Here is a 19304-nt window from a genome sequence, read left to right on the forward strand (position 1 = left end):
TTGCCGTTACCCTAACGGATGTGCAGATTTAAGCACAAATCCAGTTATTACTGATTCAGGTAAATGATTATGCGCATAGGAATTCTGGGAGCAGGTCAATTAGGACGAATGCTGGCATTGGCCGGTTACCCCCTAAACATGAAATTCAGCTTTTTCGACCTGTCTGGCTCGCCAACAGCCGGTGTGGGGGACATTTTCATTGATTCTGGAAAATGCGAAACCCAGTTAGACGCATTTCTGGATCAAGTAGATATTGTCACCTACGAATTCGAACACCTGCCGCTTGAACTAACCCGTAAAATTGAGTCCAAAAAGCCACTTTATCCCTCTTCAGAATCCATTCGTGTCTGCCAGAATCGAGTAGAAGAAAAGCAACTTTTCACCCGACTGGGTATACCGACCCCGGAATTTCGTGTCGTTGAAAGCAGCGAGGAACTGGCAGCGGCGGCTGAAGAACTTGGCTGTCCCGTTGTTGCCAAGTCGGTAACCGAAGGGTATGACGGCAAAGGACAAGCCGTACTTAAGTCTGCGGATGAAGCAGAAGCCGCCTGGAACAGCATCGGTCACCCACAACTTATTGTCGAATCCTTCATTAACTTCTCGAGAGAGCTGTCCGTTATCGCTGTACGCTCCACACAAGACGAAGTTGCAGTTTACCCTCTGGCCGAGAACAGCCACCATCAAGGTATTCTGAGAACGTCTATCGCACCGGCACCGGATCTGGATCCTGAATTTGAAGAGCAGGCAAAGCATTACATATCCACTTTGATGTCCGAGCTAGACCATATCGGCGTGCTAACACTTGAACTATTTGAGACCGAGCAAGGTTTGATGGCGAACGAAATGGCGCCAAGGGTTCACAATTCCGGACATTGGACGATGGAAGGTGCGCGCTGCAGCCAATTTGAAAATCACATCAGGGCAATTGCCGGATTACCGCTCGGCTGCACCCAGGCTCGCTCCCCTACCAGCATGCTCAATATCATTGGCCAGGCTGGATCAATTCAAGACTTGCTGAAATTACCGTACACACACTTACACCTTTACGGTAAAGAAGAACGAGCAGGGCGTAAGTTAGGCCATATCAATATCTGTGCCGACACTTACAAAGAGCTATGTCAACGTACCGAGAACACCTATCAGTTCTTGCCAGGCAGCCCTGAATTCAGCTGCTCACTGAGCAAGAAAGAAAAACAAATACCGTAGATAAAGCCCGAATCGAGTGCTATTATTTTCGCTCTACTCACTACTGTAGACCTTATACCGGGTGCTACAGCTCAATGTGATATGACAAGCGGCGACCATACAATTTATGGTCACGCCGCTGATTGCAATTAAAAAATGGAGAAATCTCACATGGCATTTGAATTACCTCCTCTTCCATATGAAAAAAATGCATTGGAACCCCATATTTCCCAGGAGACTCTGGAATATCACTACGGCAAGCATCACAACACTTATGTCGTAAAATTGAATGGCCTGGTTCCTGGAAGCGAGTTTGAAGGCAAAACTCTGGAAGAAATCATTAAAACTTCCAGCGGCCCAGTATTCAACAACGCAGCGCAAATCTGGAACCACACCTTTTACTGGAACTGCCTGAGCCCAAATGGCGGCGGTGAGCCAACTGGTGCATTACTGGATGCAATCAACGCAGCATTCGGCTCTTTCGAGAAATTCCAAGCGGAATTCAGCGATAAAGCCGCTAACAACTTTGGTTCTTCATGGACTTGGTTGGTTAAAAAGGCAGACGGCAGCGTAGCAATCGTTAACACCAGCAACGCAGCAACACCATTAACAACCGAAGATACGCCGCTGTTGACCTGTGATTTGTGGGAACACGCCTACTACATTGATTACCGCAATTCTCGTCCGGATTACCTGAAAGCATTCTGGAGCCTGGTAAACTGGGAATTCGTAGCAGCAAACCTGGCGGGCTAATCCCGAAAGCTTGCTGCCTTTTCTGTTAAGCGTTTCATTTTAACAGGAAACGAAAAAGGCCGGAGGTTAACTACCACCGGCCTTTTTATTTGTAATGACCTAATCGCGCCGCGACCCCTATTCCGGGATCATCCCATCTGAACGACTAAAACCGTTGGATTTGAAAAATGATTCCATTTCCGGCAACTCCATATCTTCAACATTGACGTTTTTGGCCTTCTCGATTCCGAGATTCAACTCCCACAACCCCAAATATTTCTCATCAGCAATCTTTTGGCTATCCTCTTTATCGCGCAGGATAGTGGGCTTCAAAAAGACCAACAAATTTGTTTTGGTTTTGGTCACGGATGTACTGCGGAACAGTGCTCCCAACCAAGGAATATCACCCAGGAGGGGAACCTTGCTTACAGCAGTCTTGTGATCATCCTGAATCAGCCCGCCTAAAACGATAATCTCTTCATTATCCGCTAAAACAGTCGTTTTTATTTCTCGCTTGGTGGTTACGATATCAGAGGCGTTTTCTACACTGTCACCAATTGCGGAACTCTCCTGTTCGATTTCCAACCGCACCGCATCACCCTCACTGACACTCGGGGTGACTTTCAGTGTCAAACCAACATCTTCACGGGTAATCGTCGTAAAGGGGTTAGCTGTACCATCCCCAGTCGTCGTGGTTTCCCCCGTCCTGAACGGAACATTCCGGCCCACGATAATCTGCGATTCCTGGTTATCCATCGTAATAATGGTGGGCGTAGAAAGTAAGTTAGCATCAGCATTCGATGATAAGGCCTGAACCAATACCCCCCATGAGATGCCATTGCTATCTGCATCACCAACACCGAACCCGATACCCTCGGGAATGGATGTTGGCACAGATTCATTAACGATAGACGTGATTACCGAAGCAGCACTGACACCAACGTTTCGGAAGTTAGAGAACGCAGCAGGTACGGAGCCACTTGATTGATCCCCTATCGCCCACTGAACCCCTAATCCTTTAGTGGTCTCATCATTAATTTCCACTATTGCCGCTTCTATCAAAACCTGTGCCCGACGAACATCAAGCTGCGTGATCACCAGTTCAACTTCCTTCATAACAGAAGGCTCTGCTCGAACAACCAAGGCATTCAAACCTTCGTCGGCGTAGATGCTCGCGGCTGCAACATTTTTCTTGGCGCCACCCTGCTCTTTCACCTCAGCCTGAACATCACCCATCAATCCTTTGAGTAATTCAGCCAACGTTTCCGCATCGGCATGTTTGAGTCGAATAACTTTTGTCGTACCTGAAGTGGCAGCAGGCTGATCCAGCTTCTCGATCAATTCCTTGATTTTTTCCCGAAAATTTTCATCACCTTTGATGATCAGACGATTGCTCCGCTCATCCGCTACGACACTGAACTTTTGCGCCAGCGACTTCGCTTTTCCCTTGCCAATCTCGGAAGGTGCTAATTCTTCCAGAAGCTTGACCATATCCCCCACCCAGGCTTCTTCAAGTTGAACCACTTCGAGCTCATATTTCGAAGGGCTGTCCAACTCTTCCACAATTCCGGCAATGCGACTGATATTGGCGATGTGATCACTGATAATCAGAGCATTCGCGGCAGCAACCCCGGCCAAATGCCCGTATTTAGCCACCATTGGCCTGAGAATGGGCACCAATTCCAGGGCATTGGCATTGTTGACCTGTATAACCTTTGTGACAATCTGCTCGGTCGGAACCCCGCGCAATAATTTGAGGTTATCCGCGAGCTGTTTCGCTTCATTTTGCTGAACAATTTTAATAACGCCATCGGAGGGTATCGCAGTAAAATTATTGACCTGCAGAACCGATAAAAACATTTCATAAATTGCATCACGGTTCATTTTCGCATTGGAAATGACCGTTACTTTACCTTTCACGCGAGGATCAATAACAAAATTGTAGCCTGTTATTTCAGCAACTTGCTGAATAAACGCACGAATATCTGCATCTTTATTATTTATCTGCCATGTCTGCTCGTCTTCAGCCAGAGACAAAGTGGCACACATCATGAGACAGAGCGCGACAATTCCCCGCAAAGGTTCAAGAAAATGGCGAGTTAACGGCCCTTTTGTGTCTACGGCATGAGAAATTGATACTGCTTTGTTCAATCGAATACCGACAAATTCGCCATTCGAATGTTGTGCTACTGGCCGTTTACTTCCGATCACCGTTGAGTTCCTATCACTGATTAGATTTTTCCACGATCCTAACGAAGCGGGTAACTTACCGAAAAGAATGTTCCGTCCCGTTCGACTTCTACTTCAACATTGCCCTGCTCATACAAGCGCTTCAATAGCATCCGATCCTGTTGAATGTTTCCCAGAGGCATACCATTTACTGATTTGATTACATCACCCTGCTTTAAGTTTAGACGCCTGAGCATGGGGTTGTTACCATTAAAAACATAACCTTCTGCCGCCCCTGCTTTAACCGCTTGCAGACCAACAGAATTCAATGCGCCTTGAGGGTCACGCTCCAGCCGCTTTGCTGCCACATCGACAAACTCTTTCGGCGTCTCGATCCGCGCAGGTCTTTGTGCTGCAACTTTAGAAAAGTTGCGTTTGCTGCCATCCTGTTCGGAAAAATGGAGTGCTTCACGGCGCCCATTACTATTCAGGATAACGCGGTCAGCATAAACTTCGATCAGTGTCGCTTGGCCATGGATATCGTCACCAACTGAAAAGTAGTCTTCATTACGGCCTTTTGCCAAAATAATCGCGCCAGCATCCTCATGCCGATCCGCAGCCACAACGCCCTTTAATTCAAGCTGAAGACGAGTCTTGGGCGCTTCAGTTGGCGTTACTGCTGCACTCTGGTCAGTGGCCCTTTTAGCACTGACAACGCCAAACATTCCCATCATTGCCTGTATCGAAAACCCTGACTGTCTATTCTCATTCCGTTGTTGAGAGACTGCTTGCACTTGACGATCTTCACTCGCGCTTCGCTGCGTCTCACCATCCAGAATATACCAGGTAAACTCTGCGGCTTCTCTCGCCCACAAAGTCATGAGCGCAAGCAAGCCAATGATGACCAGCCCGGATCGAATTCGTCCTGACAAACGATTGGATGTTGTGTTTAAAGCCCTATCCGACATAGCAACAAATTCTCAACGATCGCTATTCAATACCCAAATTAAATATAGTTAATAGATCTTTTTCTTGATCTTGAACACAGTTGTCTGGTCATCTACACCTTTCTTCCAAGGTTCATCGGCCAGATCAAGCAAACGCTTTTTCACTTCTACATTGGCCCATCCTGCCGCATCCAAAACGATGTCCAAAACGGTCTTAAACTGCTCCTGGTCAACCACATTCAACAGAATACGATCATCTTCTGTCACTATCGTTCCGTTTAGACCCGACATCTCCCGGGTATGGATAGCTCTACCCGCAGGATATTTCACCACTCCGCCCTGCCAGGACAATTGCCCCTGAGCATGCATGATTTTGCCTTCACGACTAACCTTGGCGTCAAAATCACTCAAGTTGACCAGGCCAGCCAATTCAAGACGATCCCGTTTCAGCCAGGGATTCAGTTGTGCAAGATCCAGTTTACCGTCCAGGCGATCAACGGCCAGTATTTCCTGATTTACAAGCGCACGTAACGAAACTTCAGCATCACCACTCCGAGCGTCTAACACCAACCCCAACTTGCCTGTGAGCAGCGGCTTGAACTCAAATGACCAGCCAATTGATACAGGTAATCTTTGATACTGAACCTGCAGCTTCCCATCCCAGATTGTACCACTGACTTGAGATACCTCGACCCCGACCAAAGCTGGGCGGGCGTGGGGCTCAACCATCTTCCACACCCAGGACGCAGGCATTGATACAAGCAAAAATACGACGTACATCAACAGCGCAAAGGATAAGTATGCAAACGTTCTTGTGATAATTTTAGCCAAAACTACAATCCTGTAAGCGAGCCCCCAAAAAGCAAACGAGGGTATCACGCTTTTAGAGCAAAACCACCTCTGATTTCGTGATGCGGAACATAAAAGGCAGTACTCTGACTTAATAAAGTTTCAAATTTGTGACAACGAAAAAAAACCCCACGATAACTCGTGGGGTTTTTTATTTCGAGAGGTGGGCGATATTACATCATGCCGCCCATGCCACCCATTCCACCCATGCCGCCCATATCCGGCATTGCTGGTGCTGCTGCAGCATTCTCATCAACATGGTCGGTTACCATGCACTCAGTTGTGATCATCAGACCGGCAACCGAACCTGCAGATTGCAATGCAGTACGGGTTACTTTTGCCGGATCCAGGATCCCCATTTCCAGCATATCGCCGTACTCACCCGTTGCCGCATTGTAACCGTAAGAACCTTCGCCCTGCTTAACCTTGTCGATTACTACAGAACCTTCACCGCCCGCGTTGGAAACGATTTGACGCAGTGGCGCTTCCATCGCACGACGCAACAGGTTGATACCGACGTTTTGATCTTCGTTATCACCTTCCAGATCAGCCAGTGATTGCAGTGCACGAACCAGTGCAACACCACCACCTGCTACAACTCCTTCTTCAACAGCCGCTCGGGTTGAGTGCAATGCATCTTCAACACGTGCTTTTTTCTCTTTCATTTCGACTTCAGAGCCAGCACCAACCTTGATCACTGCAACACCGCCTGCCAGCTTGGCAACACGCTCTTGCAACTTCTCACGATCATAATCAGAGGAGCTGTCTTCGATTTGCTTACGGATCAGACCTACGCGCGCTTCGATATCAGCAGCAACACCTGCACCATCGATTACGGTGGTGTTTTCTTTGGTCACGCTAACTTTCTTAGCGGTACCCAGGTCATCCAACGTTGCATTCTCAAGGGTCAGGCCCACTTCTTCAGAAATTACAGTACCACCGGTCAGAACCGCGATATCCTGAAGCATTTCTTTACGACGATCACCAAAGCCGGGCGCTTTAACAGCAGCAACTTTAACAATACCACGCATGTTGTTCACAACCAGAGTCGCCAACGCTTCGCCTTCAACGTCTTCAGCAATGATCAACAGTGGCTTGCTTGCCTTGGCAACATTTTCCAATACAGGCAACAATTCGCGAATGTTAGAGATTTTCTTGTCAACCAACAGGATGAATGGGCTTTCCAGCTCCGCGCTCATGCTTTCCTGAGTATTGATGAAGTAAGGAGACAGGTAACCACGGTCAAACTGCATACCCTCAACCACGTCCAGCTCATCTTCCAGGCCGCTACCTTCTTCAACAGTGATAACGCCTTCTTTACCCACTTTTTCCATTGCTTCAGCAATGATTTGACCTACATTTTCGTCGCTGTTCGCAGAAATCGTACCAACCTGAGCGATTGCTTTGGAATCTTCACATGGGCGAGAGAAGCTCTTGATTTCTTCTACTGCAACGTGAACACCCTTGTCGATACCACGCTTCAGATCCATTGGGTTCATACCCGCTGCAACGGCTTTCAAACCTTCATTAACAATGGCTTGAGCCAGTACGGTTGCAGTAGTGGTACCATCACCCGCCGCGTCATTGGTTTGCGAAGCAACTTCTTTAACCATTTGCGCGCCCATGTTTTCGAACTTGTCTTTCAGTTCGATTTCTTTCGCGACAGATACACCGTCTTTAGTCACGGTAGGTGCACCGAACGACTTGTCCAATACAACGTTACGGCCTTTAGGGCCCAGAGTCACTTTAACAGCGTCTGCCAGAATGTTTACACCCGCCAGCATGCGCTTACGGGCTGAATCACCAAATTTAACGTCTTTAGCTGCCATTTTATTTTCCTTTAAATCTATCTCTGCTCGTTTAGCCCGGGTTTTACGCTAAACCCGGCGCTACAGAATTCATGTTCAGGTTATTTCAGTACAGAAAAATCACCCAAGAAACGGGAACAATCCAATCAAACGAATATCGAATGGATTAGTCTTCCAGTACGCCGAAAATTTCGGTCTCACTCATAATCAGCAACTCTTCACCGTCTACTTTAACGGTGTTACCAGAATACTGACCGAAAACAACGGTATCGCCCACTTTCACACCTACTGGACGGATATCACCGCTGTCCAAAACACGGCCTTCACCTACCGCCAAAACTTCGCCTTGTGATGGCTTTTCCGCAGCTTTCCCAGGAAGAACGATGCCACCTGCAGATTTGGTTTCTTCTTCCTGACGGCGCACGACAACACGATCGTGTAACGGACGGATTTTCATTTCTCAGTTTCTCCCAATTAGATTTTCTGTTGAGAATATGTTTTTAGTAAGCGGACAGGGTCACTAAGCACTTGATATCCAAGACATTAGATTTTCCGCTGCCGCGTTGTGAAACTATAGATGGGGTTGTCAAATTTGATTTCAATACCCGGAACAAAAAAAAATTAATTTTTTTTATCGTTCCCCGGAGCTGGATCTTTTCGCAAATCGATTTGCTGAGTTTCATCAGGCCGACTCGAAGCATCGCTCACTTCACTGAACTCACCTTCAAAAACCTCTCCTTGAGCATTCGAGGCAGAAGTTCCCGTCTGACGCCGCCCCGCCTCGAAGGGAGATTGACTATTGGAATGAGACCCGGAGCTGAATGGTGACCTAGAACTGAATGGCGACCCGTTGCTAAAGTTGCTTCCAGCAGAGAATCCACCGTGTTGAAAAGAGCTATGGAAGGTATTAGGTTGCTGGCTCAGGTGTGCAATAACCCGGTCAGCAAGACGGGCCCGAATAGTGGGGACAATCAACGAAAAGCCAAGTACATCTGTCAATAATCCCGGTGTGAGCAATAATGCCCCGCCAAGCGCAAGGAAAAACCCTTCCGCGACCTCACGTGCCGGCATTTCTCCATTTGCCATTCGCTGGTTTGCCCGGAGCAGCGTGCTAACCCCTTGTTTGCGCAACAGCGAAGCACCAACAATTGCCGTACTCAGTATGAGTAGTATCGTCCACCCAACCCCAATAAACGATCCTAATTTAATAAGAATACTCAATTCCAGAACCGGAACGATTACGAATATCAAGAAAAACCATTTCATTTGCTGTTTAAAACTCCATTCAAGTCATGCCAGGGCCGCTATTAAATTGGCCAGATCGTACGAAAATTGTCATAATAGCGCCCCTCGGGCGGTGTGGCATACCCTGCCGACACCCCGTTTAGCACGTATTTCGAAACCTCATGTTATTAGATATTAAGGTAGATTATGAAACTTCAAGACTCCGTAATTGCAATCACCGGGGGTGGCCAGGGTCTGGGTCGCTCCATGGCTGTATTTTTAGCGGGCAAGGGTGCCAAGCTGGCATTGATCGATCTTAATCAGGAAAAGCTCGACGAAGCGGTTGACCTGTGTAAGGCCGCTGGCGGAGATGCGAAATCATATATCGCCAATGTAGCAAAAGAAGACGATGTAGTCGCAACTTTTGAAAATATTGTGAAAGACTTTGGCAATCTGCATGGACTGGTCAACAACGCGGGAATTTTACGCGACGGATTACTGGTAAAGGCAAAAGATGGCCAGATCGTGAAAAAGATGACCATTGAACAATGGCAAAGCGTGATCGATGTTAACCTCACCGGCGTATTCCTCTGCACTCGGGAAGCCGCAAGCCAGATGATTGAACAAAATACGGCTGGATGCATTATCAACATCGCAAGCATTTCACGCGCGGGTAACATGGGGCAAACCAACTACTCTGCAGCTAAAGCAGGCGTTTCCGCAATGACGGTAACCTGGGCCAAAGAACTGGCTCGATACGGCATCCGCTCCATGGGCATTGCGCCTGGTTTTATCGCAACGGAAATGACTGGTTCTATGAAACCAGAAGCCCTGGAAATGATGACCCGTCAAATTCCATTGCAACGCATGGGTCAACCGGATGAAATCGCGCAAACTGCGGCCTTTATTCTGGAAAATGATTACCTGTCCGGACGAATCATCGAAGTCGATGGTGCATTGCGAGTCTAACCCTGCATGACAAACCTGACGGATGATAAAGACGATCGCATACGTCAGGTTATTGCCATGATTCCTGAGGGTCGCGTTTCCACTTACGGAAACGTTGCCCGCATGGCAGGTTTACCGGGATATGCCCGCTACGTGGGACACCTGCTCAAACATCAGGATGCCTGCTCCACACTCCCTTGGCACCGGGTTATCAGTAGCACCGGCAAAATTTCATTACCGGTTGATTCAGTCAGCCATTCACTGCAACAACAAAAATTAGAAGCCGAAGGTATCGTCTTCCGCAATGGAAAAATTGACCTTGCTTTATACGGCTGGCTTACGCACAATCGGTAACGTCTCAAATACAGCCTCTTTTTGATCACCACCCACTAAACTCATTCCAGGCAAAGGGAAACACTTCTATGGATTTGCCTCCAGCAAAAGAATCCATTTGGCAGGCGCTCTTTAACAAACGCATGCTTATATGCGTGTTCACCGGTTTCAGCTCAGGGTTACCGTTATATGTTCTGATTACGCTTGTACCTGCCTGGCTGCGCAAGGAAGGCATTGATCTGGCGGATATCGGTCTATTCGCACTCATCGGTATCCCCTACACCTGGAAGTTCATCTGGTCTCCGGTCATGGATCGATACCAGTTACCTTTTCTCGGGCGTCGACGCGGCTGGATGCTTGTTACCCATATTTGCCTGCTCATATCGATTGCCCTCATGGGACAACTCGAACCCGCACTTTCCATTGGTGTTATCGCTTATCTTGCCGCCGTCATCGCGTTCTTTAGTGCCAGTCTGGATATCGTTCTGGATGCCTATAGACGGGAAATATTACCGGATCAGGAGCTCGGCCTCGGAAATTCAATACATGTCAATGCCTATCGCATTTCCGGCTTGATTCCCGGATCTCTGGCACTCATTCTGGCTGACTATACAACCTGGGACACCGTGTTTGTCATAGTCGGCTTATTTATGTTACCCGGCATGATCATGACACTACTGGTATCCGAATCGAGCCTGAACGCAAGACCGCCATTGTCTTTACGCGATGCCGTGATCGAACCGTTTAAAGAGTTCTTCCAGCGTCTTGGAAGGCTGCGAGCACTTGAGATTCTGGCATTTATGTTCCTCTACAAGCTCGGGGACAGCATGGCGACGGCACTGGCGACACCGTTCTACATTGATTTGGGTTTCGAACTGACTGAAATCGGAATCGTGGCCAAAAACGCAGCGCTCTGGCCAGCCATAATCGGGGGTATTCTCGGTGGCTTGCTCATGGTGAAGATTGGTATCAATAAAGCCCTTTGGCTGTTCGGTCTGGTGCAAATCATTACCATTCTGGGGTTTGTAGCGCTGGCGGAAGCAGGCAATAATCTGGTTTATCTCGCCATCGTTTTAGCGCTTGAATATCTCGGAGTCGGCCTGGGCACCACCGCTTTTGTCGCCTTTATAGCACGCAGTACTCACCGCGACTTTACCGCAACCCAACTTGCACTGTTCACGGCGTTGGCCGCACTACCCCGTACTTTCGCCAATGCCTTGACGGGTTTTCTGGTGGAAGGGGTTAACCCGGAAACAAATCCGCACCTGCATACGTTCTTTTCCGCGCTCGGGCTGCCAGACGGAGGACTGGGGTGGACCCATTTTTACATTCTCTGTACCATTGCGGCCATCCCCGGTATGCTACTTTTGTTTCGAGTCGCACCTTGGTCTGCACCAACTCCGGCTCAGAAAATTGCCCATAGCCAGTAAACCATCCCGTTACTGGCTTCCCTGAAAACGGCTTAATCCCTGAAATTATTGAACTGCAGGGGGATCTCTATTTCAGACTCTCGAAGCAGGGCCATAACCTGCTGTAAATCATCACGCTTTTTGCCGGTCACTCTGACTTTTTCACCCTGGATCGCCGCCTGCACTTTGATTTTGGATTCTTTAATCATTTTCACCATTTTCCGGGCGGTATCCTGATCCACGCCCTGTTGAATGGAAAAGTCTCTTTTGACCTGCTTCCCGGATTTTGAATCATCCCCACTCACCAGCGTTCTCGGGTCCAACTTTCGCTTTGCAAACGCCATTCTCAAAATTTCTTCAAGCTGATCCAATTGGAAATCCTGCTCGGCAGAGAGTTGAATGACCTGCTCTTTCAACTCTACCTCTGCCGCGACTTTCTTGAAATCCCAGCGGTTCCCTTTTTCCCGATTGGCCTGATCTACGGCATTGGTTACTTCATGCATTTCTACTTCCGAAACGATATCAAACGACGGCATTCACTCACTCCTGAACAGATAAGGTGCACGCAATTGGGATAAGGCCAGAACAACTTGAACAAAACTTGTGCAGCCCCTGTAAATACGGTTAAAGTTCTCGTCTTGCACGAGAAGCAAATAACAAAAATACTACATATCCTTCAATAGCGTTAATGATTTAAAAGCCTATTATACTATAATCATGCGAAGCCTTTAGAAACCCGGTGGTTAAGCATACCGCGCGTATGGGTTAGCAAATAACAACAGCATTTTGAGACTTCTATGCCTAATCTTGATTTACCCATTCTGGTTGTCGATGACGCCAAGTTCAGCAGTACTGTAATTGGTAAAACACTCACAAAATCGGGATACCGAGATATTCGATTCGCTAACAACGCGCAAAAAGCTCTGGAAATGATTGAAAGCCGGCCTGTGAGCGTTCTGATCGCAGACTGGTTGATGCCCGAGATGGATGGCCTGGAAATGGCGGCGAGAGTCCGGCAGGTAGATGAACAAATCAACCATTTCACTTATGTCATCTTGCTCACCGCGAAAGAAGGCGTTGAAGCACTCTCTGAAGCTTTCGACCGGGGTGTGGATGACTTCATTTACAAATCCGATATGAGCAAGCAATTACTGCCCCGGATTTTCGCGGCGGATCGAATTGCAGACATGCAAAATTCGCTACTGCTGGCCAATCAGTTGTTGCTGGAAAACAACAAGGAACTGGAAGAGAAGAACATCATTGATCTGGAAACCGGGTTAGGCAATCAACGCTATTGCTTACGCCGGTTATCCGAAAACCTGCGAGAAACCGAAGCCCGAGGTGGCGCTTCCAGCTATTTACTCATCGGCATTAAAAACTGGCAGCAATTAAAATCTCAATACAGCCCCGCGATCATGGAAGAAATCGCGGTGGGCGTATCTCGTCGATTACGTCACCTCATTCGCCCAATGGATGCAGCCTGCCGCATCAGTGAAAACCAGTTCGCGGTGGTAACCCAGTTCAAATCTCTGGATCACTGCACGGTCAGCTGCTTCCGCCGGATACATGAGGGCATCAGCCTGAAAGCATTTAAAACCACGGCAGGCTTTATTTCGATTGCAGCCGGTACCAGCGTTTGTGCAGCAGACAATCAGGAACCGATGCCGACCGCACATCAGCTCGAAAAAGCCGCATTCAAAAAGATTCCTTACGCCTATGAAACCGGGAGTATCTTTGTCTCTCGATGGTTTGAAGTCGCGGACGAAATAGCAAACTAAAACGCGCCAGATCAGCCAGTGCCCTGAGTACTTGTCCTCTGATAGCTGGAGTAAAATTACAAAGCGTCACAAACCGAAAAACCAGATCACAATGCTTAACGCAACTACCATAGAGACCACGACAGCAAAGGCTTATTATTAAATCGTGGATTTGAGTAGTATCCCCAAATCGGCGGAGGCGCGAGTCAACCCTCCGCCATTTTTTCGGGATGAATCCGAAAGTTTCCTTTCATGCCTTGAGATTAGTATTGTTATTGTGGTTTTGTGTGGTCAATTCCCGGGCGGCAGTCGTTACTGACCGCCCTTTTTTATGTCCGCTGAAAAAGCGATACCAAGAGCCCACTTCTCTGCCGTTGATTCAGTACTCTCGTTTCACAACTGTCGTTTCACATCTGTCGGCTCAGAACGGCGCCGGGCGACAGCGCACCAAACCCGTAACGCATCGAAACAGTATTTATCCCAGTTTGGACTACAATACGATAATACTCTCAATAATTTACTTCGGCTTTCAAAGAGAGTCTCGAAAAATACCGTACAGGTGGTCGAATCCGCATGGGCATCAAGGCGGAAAGAACAGGCCTGCAGGCAGAGACAGTACACGATTATGTTGACTTCAAAACCAAAAATAAATTTCCTTAAAGTCTACAGCAAACTGAAATTTCTGGTTGTCGACGATTTTGAAAACTTCAGATTGTCCATCCGACAAATGCTACGTTCTTTCGGTGTGGAGCACATTGATACTGCCAGTAACGGAGAGGAAGCCGTACAACGCTGCACATACGAGCGCTATGACATCGTATTATGCGACTACAATATGGGTGACCGAAAAAACGGTCAGCATATACTCGAAGAATTACGCTTTAAAAAGCTGATACGACGCACCGGTCTGTTCATCCTGATTACCGCCGAAACGTCTAAAGATATTGTCATGGGAGCACGGGAATATGCCCCCGATGGCTATATTGCGAAGCCAATCACCAAAGCAGTGCTGCAGAAACGGCTGGATGCGCTCATCGAACAGCGGGAAATACTGCTGCCGATCAATCAGGAGATCGATAAAGAGAACTATCCCGCAGCGATTACCGCCTGTGATCAGATCCTTCGTCAAAAAACCAAATACACCACCTGGTGCCTCAGAACCATGGGTGAGCTATACCTGTTGACAGGTGACTATGCCCATGCACGCAAAGTCTATGAAGACATATTATCATCCAGGGAGATTCCCTGGGCTCGCCTGGGCGTAGGCAAAGTCCAGATTGCGGAACAGCAATACAAAGAAGCCATCGACACCTTTAAAGGCATTCTCGAGCAAAACAAAGATATGGTTGAAGCCTACGACTACCTGGCAGAAATCTATCGCCTGCAGGGTAAATCGAAAGAAGCACAGAAGCATCTGGAAAAAGCCACACAACTCTCTCCACTCGGTATTCTGCGTCAGACTCAATTAGGAGAGCTCTGTACCCAGAATCAGGATCTCGGCAAAGCAGCTGGAGCCTACCGAAATGCAGTAAAGCTGGGTCTATTCTCTTGTCACGACTCATCCGAGAACTACCTTCAGCTGGGCCGAACCTTATCGGACCTGAGCGAGGGCAATGCCACAGATCAGGGCAAACAATACGCAAAAGAAGCAATTACCACACTGGGTAAAGCGGCAAAACGATTTGAGGAAGAAGAAGACATCAAACTCAAGTCGCTACTGATCGAGACCCGGGTACACCAGGGGCAGAATGATCAGGCCGCATCCCGAAAAACATTTGAAGCTGCGCAAAAGTTGGCAGAGGGGAGTGAACTACCCGCCGACACCTGCCTGGAAATGGCGAAAACGTTCTACAAAATGGGCGACACGGACAAGGCAGAGAAAATGCTCTTCGAGTTAGCACAGCGCTGTAATGACGATAAATCAATCCTTAACAAGATTGAGGATTTACTGGATGAGCCCGGCAACCTGGAAAACAAGATGAAAGCCCGTGAGCTCAACCGTAAAGGCATCAGCTACTTTGAAGAAGGCAAACTCAACGAGGCTGTCAACATCTTCCAGCAAGCACTGAGTGAAACGCCAAAACACCCTGCTCTTAACCTCAATCTGGTTCAAGTTCTCCTTAAAGCTATGGAAAAGCAGGGTAAAAACCCGCAGCAGATCGCACAGTGTAAAGGCTGTCTGGATCGGGTGAAGCACATTCCGACCCAGCACCGTCAATATAAACGATTGCAATTTCTGATCAAAAAAGTATCGGCTCTGTAATGCTCATTACCGTACGCGCTTTACTGACAGGCTACTCAACTCTATTCAATGGTCGAACAAGAAAGGACCCGCAATGAATCCGGATAACAAAATTGATTTTTCCATGATCCTGGCCTCCTCCGTCCACGATATGAAAAACTCATTAGGTATGCTGCTTAATACACTGGAAGATGTGTTTTCACAGTTACCACCAGAACTTGCAAATCAACCCCAGTTTGCCACATTGCAATACGAGGCCGAGCGGGTGAACAATGATTTGATTCAGTTACTCGGGCTCTATCGATTGCAAAATCAGGAACTAGCCCCCCGGGTTGATGAGCAATACATCCATGACTTTCTGGAAGAACAAGCCGCACGATACGAGTTTCTGCTCCGCTCCCGCGACATTGAACTGGAAATAGACTGCGAGCCTGACTTGATCGGATACTTCGACCGCGAACTCGTGGCCGGTATTCTCAACAATGTACTCGCCAATGCCGCACGTTATACCAAAGACAAGCTTATACTACGGGCGACACAGGACGATCCCTGGCTGACGATAGAGCTTGAAGACAATGGCCGGGGCTATCCCGAAAACATGTTAACCGCCCCCGGCGAAATTCTGAAGGGCATCAGCTTTAGTACAGGCAGCACCAGCCTGGGATTATATTTTTCCAGCAATGTTGCCGCATTGCACCAGCAAGGTGACAACAAAGGCCACATTGAACTCGCAAATGGCGGCTCTCTGGGTGGTGGTGTATTCCGGATTTGCTTGCCCTGATATCCATGATGTGCAAAGTGTAGTTCGATTAATTCGATAAAACTCTAACGCCGGTTTTGTAATGCTCTACGGCCAATGAATATGGTATAAGTGCAGACTACTCTGATTAATGGGTAAAACCATAAACAACGGACTCTGAATAATAAACGGGCACACAGCCCCAGAAGGATGGGAGATTGGCGGTGGCAAAAAACTCGATCGGCTTTGCATTATCTATCGTCAATAAATTTGCAGGTTCGGATATTGCGAATAAACTCCACCTGACCAAACCTGCCGAGAAGATAGCGTACTACTCTACACGTACGGGCTACCAGGTTCTTTCGTCTGCCAACCAACGTATCCAGAAAGTAAAGTCGCTTATTTTTGCCCCGGATGCAGGCACATCGAAATCCCGACACCTCTTCGATCTGCGATTAACCCAGGAACAACAACAAATATTCGATACGCTGATTCACTTCAGTCAGAATGACGTTAAACCTGCTGCCGCCGATGCCGACGCCCTGAAACGACTTCCGGGGGCGTTGTTAAGTGCAGGCCTGAAACTGGGCCTGGAAAAACATGCCCTGCCACTGTCCTACGGTGGAACCGGCATCGTCTCTCAATTAACCAGCGTACTCATGGCGGAAGCACTCGCCTGGGGAGATATGGGTTGTGCACTGCGTCTGTTGAGTAACTACAGTGTAATCCGCTTGCTCAATCAGTATGGCTCACCAGTCCAACAAACCGCTTATCTAAAGCTTTTAGCAAACCCGCAAAAGCACACGGCAACACTGGCCATCAGTGAACCCACACCATTTTTTGATCCCACCAGCCTGACGACCCGCGTAGAGCAAACTAAAAACGGCTATAAAATTTCCGGTCATAAAAACTGCGTTCCCGGCCACGCTGATTTGTTTCTGGTTGCCGCCACACTCCCGGACGATAGCCATGGCTTGTTTTTTGTAGATCGGCAACTCAAAGGGGTCACCGTCAGTAAAGACCCGGCAATGGGCTTGAATAGTGCAGGACTGGTTCAAATCTCCATGCAGGACGTGACATTGGACAGCTGGGCTCGCTTGGGTGATAAAAGCTTTAACTGGCCCGAAGTATTGGATCAAAGCTCCCTGATGTGGTGCGCAATGGCCGTGGGTGCCAGTCAGGCCGTGCTCGACTATATGCTCCCCTACTGCAATCAACGGCAGGCATTTGGAGAACCCATCAGCCATCGCCAGGCAGTCGCATTCAGCCTCGCAGACATGGCAACAGAACTGGAAGCCATGCGCCTGCTGACCTACCGGGCGGCCAGCAAAGCCGAACAACAGCTGGATTACCACCGGGAAACTTACCTGGCCAGAGTGCAATGCAATCATCATGCAATCCAGATTGCCAGCAAGGCCATCCAGCTGCTCGGCGGCCAGGGTTATACAGACAAGCACCCCGTGGAACGCCTCTATCGTGATCTGAGAGCGATCGCATTGCTGCACAATGGATTGCATGCCTGATTCCTTAATGTATTCACTCCAGCCAGAATAAACGGGTTAAGCGCGCCAAAGCCAAAAGAGAACAGACAAAAATGAACCTCGAAATTCCCAAAAAGTTTGCCTCGGTTATTAGTCAAGCCACTCAGGTTGCCAATGAAGTCTTCAGGCCCATTTCCCGAAAATACGACCGCACGGAGCATAAATATCCAGTTGAGCTGAACATGCTGGCTTCAATTCTGGAGGGTATGAGTGACGGTGCAGAATCCGCAAGCAGCACCGGAAAAGCGCAGACTGCAGAGCTGAAAAACGGCGCGCTGATGTCCACTGTGCTGACCTTGATCGAGCTCTGCAAAGGTGATCTCGGCTTGACCCTTAGCTTGCCACGCCAGGGTTTGGGAAATACGCTTATCGCGACACTGGCGACAGAGCGTCAGTTAAAACGATTCGGTAAACTTTGGGTCGCAATGGCGATTACCGAAGCCCATGCAGGTAGTGATTGCTTCACACTGCAAACCACGGCCACAGAGCACCCGGACCATTTCAGCATCTCCGGGGAAAAAACCTTCGTGACCGCAGGGTCCCGTTGCGATGCCATTATCATCTGGGCGAGAATCGAAAAAGACGGACAAATTTACTACAAACCTTTTTTGGTGGAGCGCGACACTCCCGGATTATCCATCACCCACCTTGAAAACAAGCTGGGTGCCCGCGTGAGTGATACCGCGACCCTCAAACTTGAACACTGCAACATTCCCAAGAGTCACCTACTCGGCGAAAGCATTATCGATACCGCCAACGACCTCTCTACCTCGCAAAACGAATTTGACGCTACCCGCCCGGCAGTTGCAGCAATGGCACTGGGCGTTTCCGCTGCAGCCTTGGGCCAAATCAAAACCTATTTTGAAGCCGCCAACGGCTCGCTCGATTACAAAAAAGAGCTCACGCAATTAAGGCATATTGAAGCGCAATGGTACAAAATGGAAGCAGAGTGGGAAGCCGCTCGCCTGCTAACCTTGAAAGCCGCCTGGCTTGCAGACAACGGCTTAACCAACGCCATGGAAGCCGCCATGGCAAAATCGAAAGCCGGTAAACTCGCCGTAGAGATCACCCTGACCTGCTGCGAACTCGCCTCCACCATCGGCTACTCAGAACAAAGCCTCCTGGAAAAATGGGCCCGCGATGTAAAAATGCTGGACTTCCTGGGCGGCACACAGCAAATGGCACAACTCCTCCTTGCGCGACAACTGCTCGATAAAACGGCAGAGGAATTGAAGTAGTGGTTTGGCCCACTCAATATTCCTGACTGCCACAGGAGAGACAATGAGCAACATCAACAACGTGCTTTGGGCTTGTTCAACAATGGGATGATGTCGCAGCTCGCTTTGCTCGCAGCTCCATGTGCCAGTCCCAAAACGCAGAAATGTGAAGGTAAAATGGTGAAGAATCTGCCGAGTTCGCCA

Annotated in this window: 17 protein-coding genes; 10 read left to right on the forward strand and 7 right to left on the reverse strand. The window is 48.5% G+C overall.

The window, feature by feature from the left end:
* The first annotated feature begins 69 nt into the window (after window positions 1-69).
* Both OLMES_RS21155 and sodB read left to right on the forward strand, forming a co-directional pair.
* Window positions 70-1206, forward strand: coding sequence for a 5-(carboxyamino)imidazole ribonucleotide synthase (locus OLMES_RS21155; protein ID WP_087463094.1), 1137 nt, complete (start codon window positions 70-72; stop codon window positions 1204-1206).
* A 150-nt stretch (window positions 1207-1356) separates the two neighbouring features.
* Window positions 1357-1938 (forward strand): superoxide dismutase [Fe], encoded by a 582-nt coding sequence (sodB, locus tag OLMES_RS21160; protein WP_087463095.1) that lies wholly within the window; start codon window positions 1357-1359, stop codon window positions 1936-1938.
* Between the two features lie 117 nt (window positions 1939-2055).
* Here the strand turns inward: sodB and gspD are convergent, their stop codons facing one another.
* From gspD to OLMES_RS21190, 6 genes are all read right to left on the reverse strand, one after another.
* Window positions 2056-4128 carry a type II secretion system secretin GspD gene (gene gspD, locus OLMES_RS21165; RefSeq protein WP_232465161.1) on the reverse strand — a complete coding sequence of 691 codons (2073 nt, stop codon included), beginning with the start codon at window positions 4126-4128 and terminating at the stop codon, window positions 2056-2058.
* Window positions 4129-4166: 38 nt separating this feature from the next.
* On the reverse strand, window positions 4167-5054 hold the full coding sequence (locus OLMES_RS21170) for a type II secretion system protein N (protein ID WP_087463096.1): 888 nt from the start codon (window positions 5052-5054) through the stop codon (window positions 4167-4169).
* 48 nt (window positions 5055-5102) lie between these two features.
* Entirely contained in the window at window positions 5103-5864 is a 762-nt protein-coding gene (gene gspN / locus OLMES_RS21175; protein ID WP_087463097.1) for a type II secretion system protein N, read from the reverse strand.
* 191 nt (window positions 5865-6055) lie between these two features.
* Window positions 6056-7711 (reverse strand): chaperonin GroEL, encoded by a 1656-nt coding sequence (gene groL / locus OLMES_RS21180; protein WP_087463098.1) that lies wholly within the window; start codon window positions 7709-7711, stop codon window positions 6056-6058.
* Between the two features lie 145 nt (window positions 7712-7856).
* On the reverse strand, window positions 7857-8147 hold the full coding sequence (locus tag OLMES_RS21185; RefSeq protein WP_087463099.1) for a co-chaperone GroES: 291 nt from the start codon (window positions 8145-8147) through the stop codon (window positions 7857-7859).
* Window positions 8148-8311: 164 nt separating this feature from the next.
* A complete protein-coding gene (locus tag OLMES_RS21190; protein ID WP_087463100.1) occupies window positions 8312-8956 on the reverse strand; it encodes an FxsA family protein in 645 nt (214 codons plus the stop codon).
* A 165-nt stretch (window positions 8957-9121) separates the two neighbouring features.
* On the opposite strand from OLMES_RS21190, the gene OLMES_RS21195 reads away from it, so the two are divergent.
* From OLMES_RS21195 to OLMES_RS21205, 3 genes are all read left to right on the forward strand, one after another.
* Window positions 9122-9883 (forward strand): SDR family oxidoreductase, encoded by a 762-nt coding sequence (locus tag OLMES_RS21195; RefSeq protein ID WP_087463101.1) that lies wholly within the window; start codon window positions 9122-9124, stop codon window positions 9881-9883.
* A 6-nt stretch (window positions 9884-9889) separates the two neighbouring features.
* Window positions 9890-10216 carry an MGMT family protein gene (locus tag OLMES_RS21200; RefSeq protein WP_087463102.1) on the forward strand — a complete coding sequence of 109 codons (327 nt, stop codon included), beginning with the start codon at window positions 9890-9892 and terminating at the stop codon, window positions 10214-10216.
* A 68-nt stretch (window positions 10217-10284) separates the two neighbouring features.
* The gene (locus OLMES_RS21205; protein WP_087463103.1) at window positions 10285-11625 is read left to right on the forward strand and encodes an AmpG family muropeptide MFS transporter; all 1341 of its coding nucleotides are present in this window, start codon (window positions 10285-10287) and stop codon (window positions 11623-11625) included.
* A gap of 32 nt (window positions 11626-11657) precedes the next feature.
* On the opposite strand, the gene OLMES_RS21210 is transcribed toward OLMES_RS21205, so the two are convergent.
* Complete coding sequence (locus OLMES_RS21210) at window positions 11658-12140, reverse strand: YajQ family cyclic di-GMP-binding protein (protein WP_087463104.1); 483 nt, start codon at window positions 12138-12140, stop codon at window positions 11658-11660.
* Window positions 12141-12401: 261 nt separating this feature from the next.
* Between OLMES_RS21210 and OLMES_RS21215 the strand changes: the two genes are divergently transcribed.
* The 5 genes from OLMES_RS21215 (at window position 12402) to OLMES_RS21235 (ending at window position 19121) form a co-directional block, all read left to right on the forward strand.
* Window positions 12402-13382, forward strand: coding sequence for a GGDEF domain-containing response regulator (locus OLMES_RS21215; protein WP_087463105.1), 981 nt, complete (start codon window positions 12402-12404; stop codon window positions 13380-13382).
* A gap of 604 nt (window positions 13383-13986) precedes the next feature.
* Window positions 13987-15624, forward strand: coding sequence for a tetratricopeptide repeat-containing response regulator (locus OLMES_RS21220; RefSeq protein WP_087463106.1), 1638 nt, complete (start codon window positions 13987-13989; stop codon window positions 15622-15624).
* A gap of 73 nt (window positions 15625-15697) precedes the next feature.
* Complete coding sequence (locus tag OLMES_RS21225) at window positions 15698-16384, forward strand: sensor histidine kinase (RefSeq protein ID WP_087463107.1); 687 nt, start codon at window positions 15698-15700, stop codon at window positions 16382-16384.
* Between the two features lie 182 nt (window positions 16385-16566).
* Entirely contained in the window at window positions 16567-17865 is a 1299-nt protein-coding gene (locus tag OLMES_RS21230) for an acyl-CoA dehydrogenase family protein (RefSeq protein WP_198343068.1), read from the forward strand.
* Between the two features lie 71 nt (window positions 17866-17936).
* Window positions 17937-19121 carry an acyl-CoA dehydrogenase family protein gene (locus OLMES_RS21235; protein ID WP_087463109.1) on the forward strand — a complete coding sequence of 395 codons (1185 nt, stop codon included), beginning with the start codon at window positions 17937-17939 and terminating at the stop codon, window positions 19119-19121.
* Window positions 19122-19304 lie beyond the last annotated feature (183 nt).

The organism is Oleiphilus messinensis, assembly GCF_002162375.1.
GTDB lineage: Bacteria > Pseudomonadota > Gammaproteobacteria > Pseudomonadales > Oleiphilaceae > Oleiphilus > Oleiphilus messinensis.

What these genes read in the sequence shown, in the direction of transcription:
- OLMES_RS21170 (WP_087463096.1), bottom strand. Translation starts at nt 5,054, where the DNA reads ATGTCGGATAGGGCTTTAAACACAACATCCAATCGTTTGTCAGGACGA.
- OLMES_RS21210 (WP_087463104.1), bottom strand. Translation starts at nt 12,140, where the DNA reads ATGCCGTCGTTTGATATCGTTTCGGAAGTAGAAATGCATGAAGTAACC.
- OLMES_RS21195 (WP_087463101.1), top strand. Translation starts at nt 9,122, where the DNA reads ATGAAACTTCAAGACTCCGTAATTGCAATCACCGGGGGTGGCCAGGGT.
- OLMES_RS21190 (WP_087463100.1), bottom strand. Translation starts at nt 8,956, where the DNA reads ATGAAATGGTTTTTCTTGATATTCGTAATCGTTCCGGTTCTGGAATTG.
- OLMES_RS21205 (WP_087463103.1), top strand. Translation starts at nt 10,285, where the DNA reads ATGGATTTGCCTCCAGCAAAAGAATCCATTTGGCAGGCGCTCTTTAAC.
- OLMES_RS21235 (WP_087463109.1), top strand. Translation starts at nt 17,937, where the DNA reads ATGAACCTCGAAATTCCCAAAAAGTTTGCCTCGGTTATTAGTCAAGCC.
- OLMES_RS21215 (WP_087463105.1), top strand. Translation starts at nt 12,402, where the DNA reads ATGCCTAATCTTGATTTACCCATTCTGGTTGTCGATGACGCCAAGTTC.
- OLMES_RS21200 (WP_087463102.1), top strand. Translation starts at nt 9,890, where the DNA reads ATGACAAACCTGACGGATGATAAAGACGATCGCATACGTCAGGTTATT.
- OLMES_RS21185 (WP_087463099.1), bottom strand. Translation starts at nt 8,147, where the DNA reads ATGAAAATCCGTCCGTTACACGATCGTGTTGTCGTGCGCCGTCAGGAA.
- OLMES_RS21225 (WP_087463107.1), top strand. Translation starts at nt 15,698, where the DNA reads ATGAATCCGGATAACAAAATTGATTTTTCCATGATCCTGGCCTCCTCC.
- groL (WP_087463098.1), bottom strand. Translation starts at nt 7,711, where the DNA reads ATGGCAGCTAAAGACGTTAAATTTGGTGATTCAGCCCGTAAGCGCATG.
- OLMES_RS21155 (WP_087463094.1), top strand. Translation starts at nt 70, where the DNA reads ATGCGCATAGGAATTCTGGGAGCAGGTCAATTAGGACGAATGCTGGCA.
- OLMES_RS21220 (WP_087463106.1), top strand. Translation starts at nt 13,987, where the DNA reads ATGTTGACTTCAAAACCAAAAATAAATTTCCTTAAAGTCTACAGCAAA.
- sodB (WP_087463095.1), top strand. Translation starts at nt 1,357, where the DNA reads ATGGCATTTGAATTACCTCCTCTTCCATATGAAAAAAATGCATTGGAA.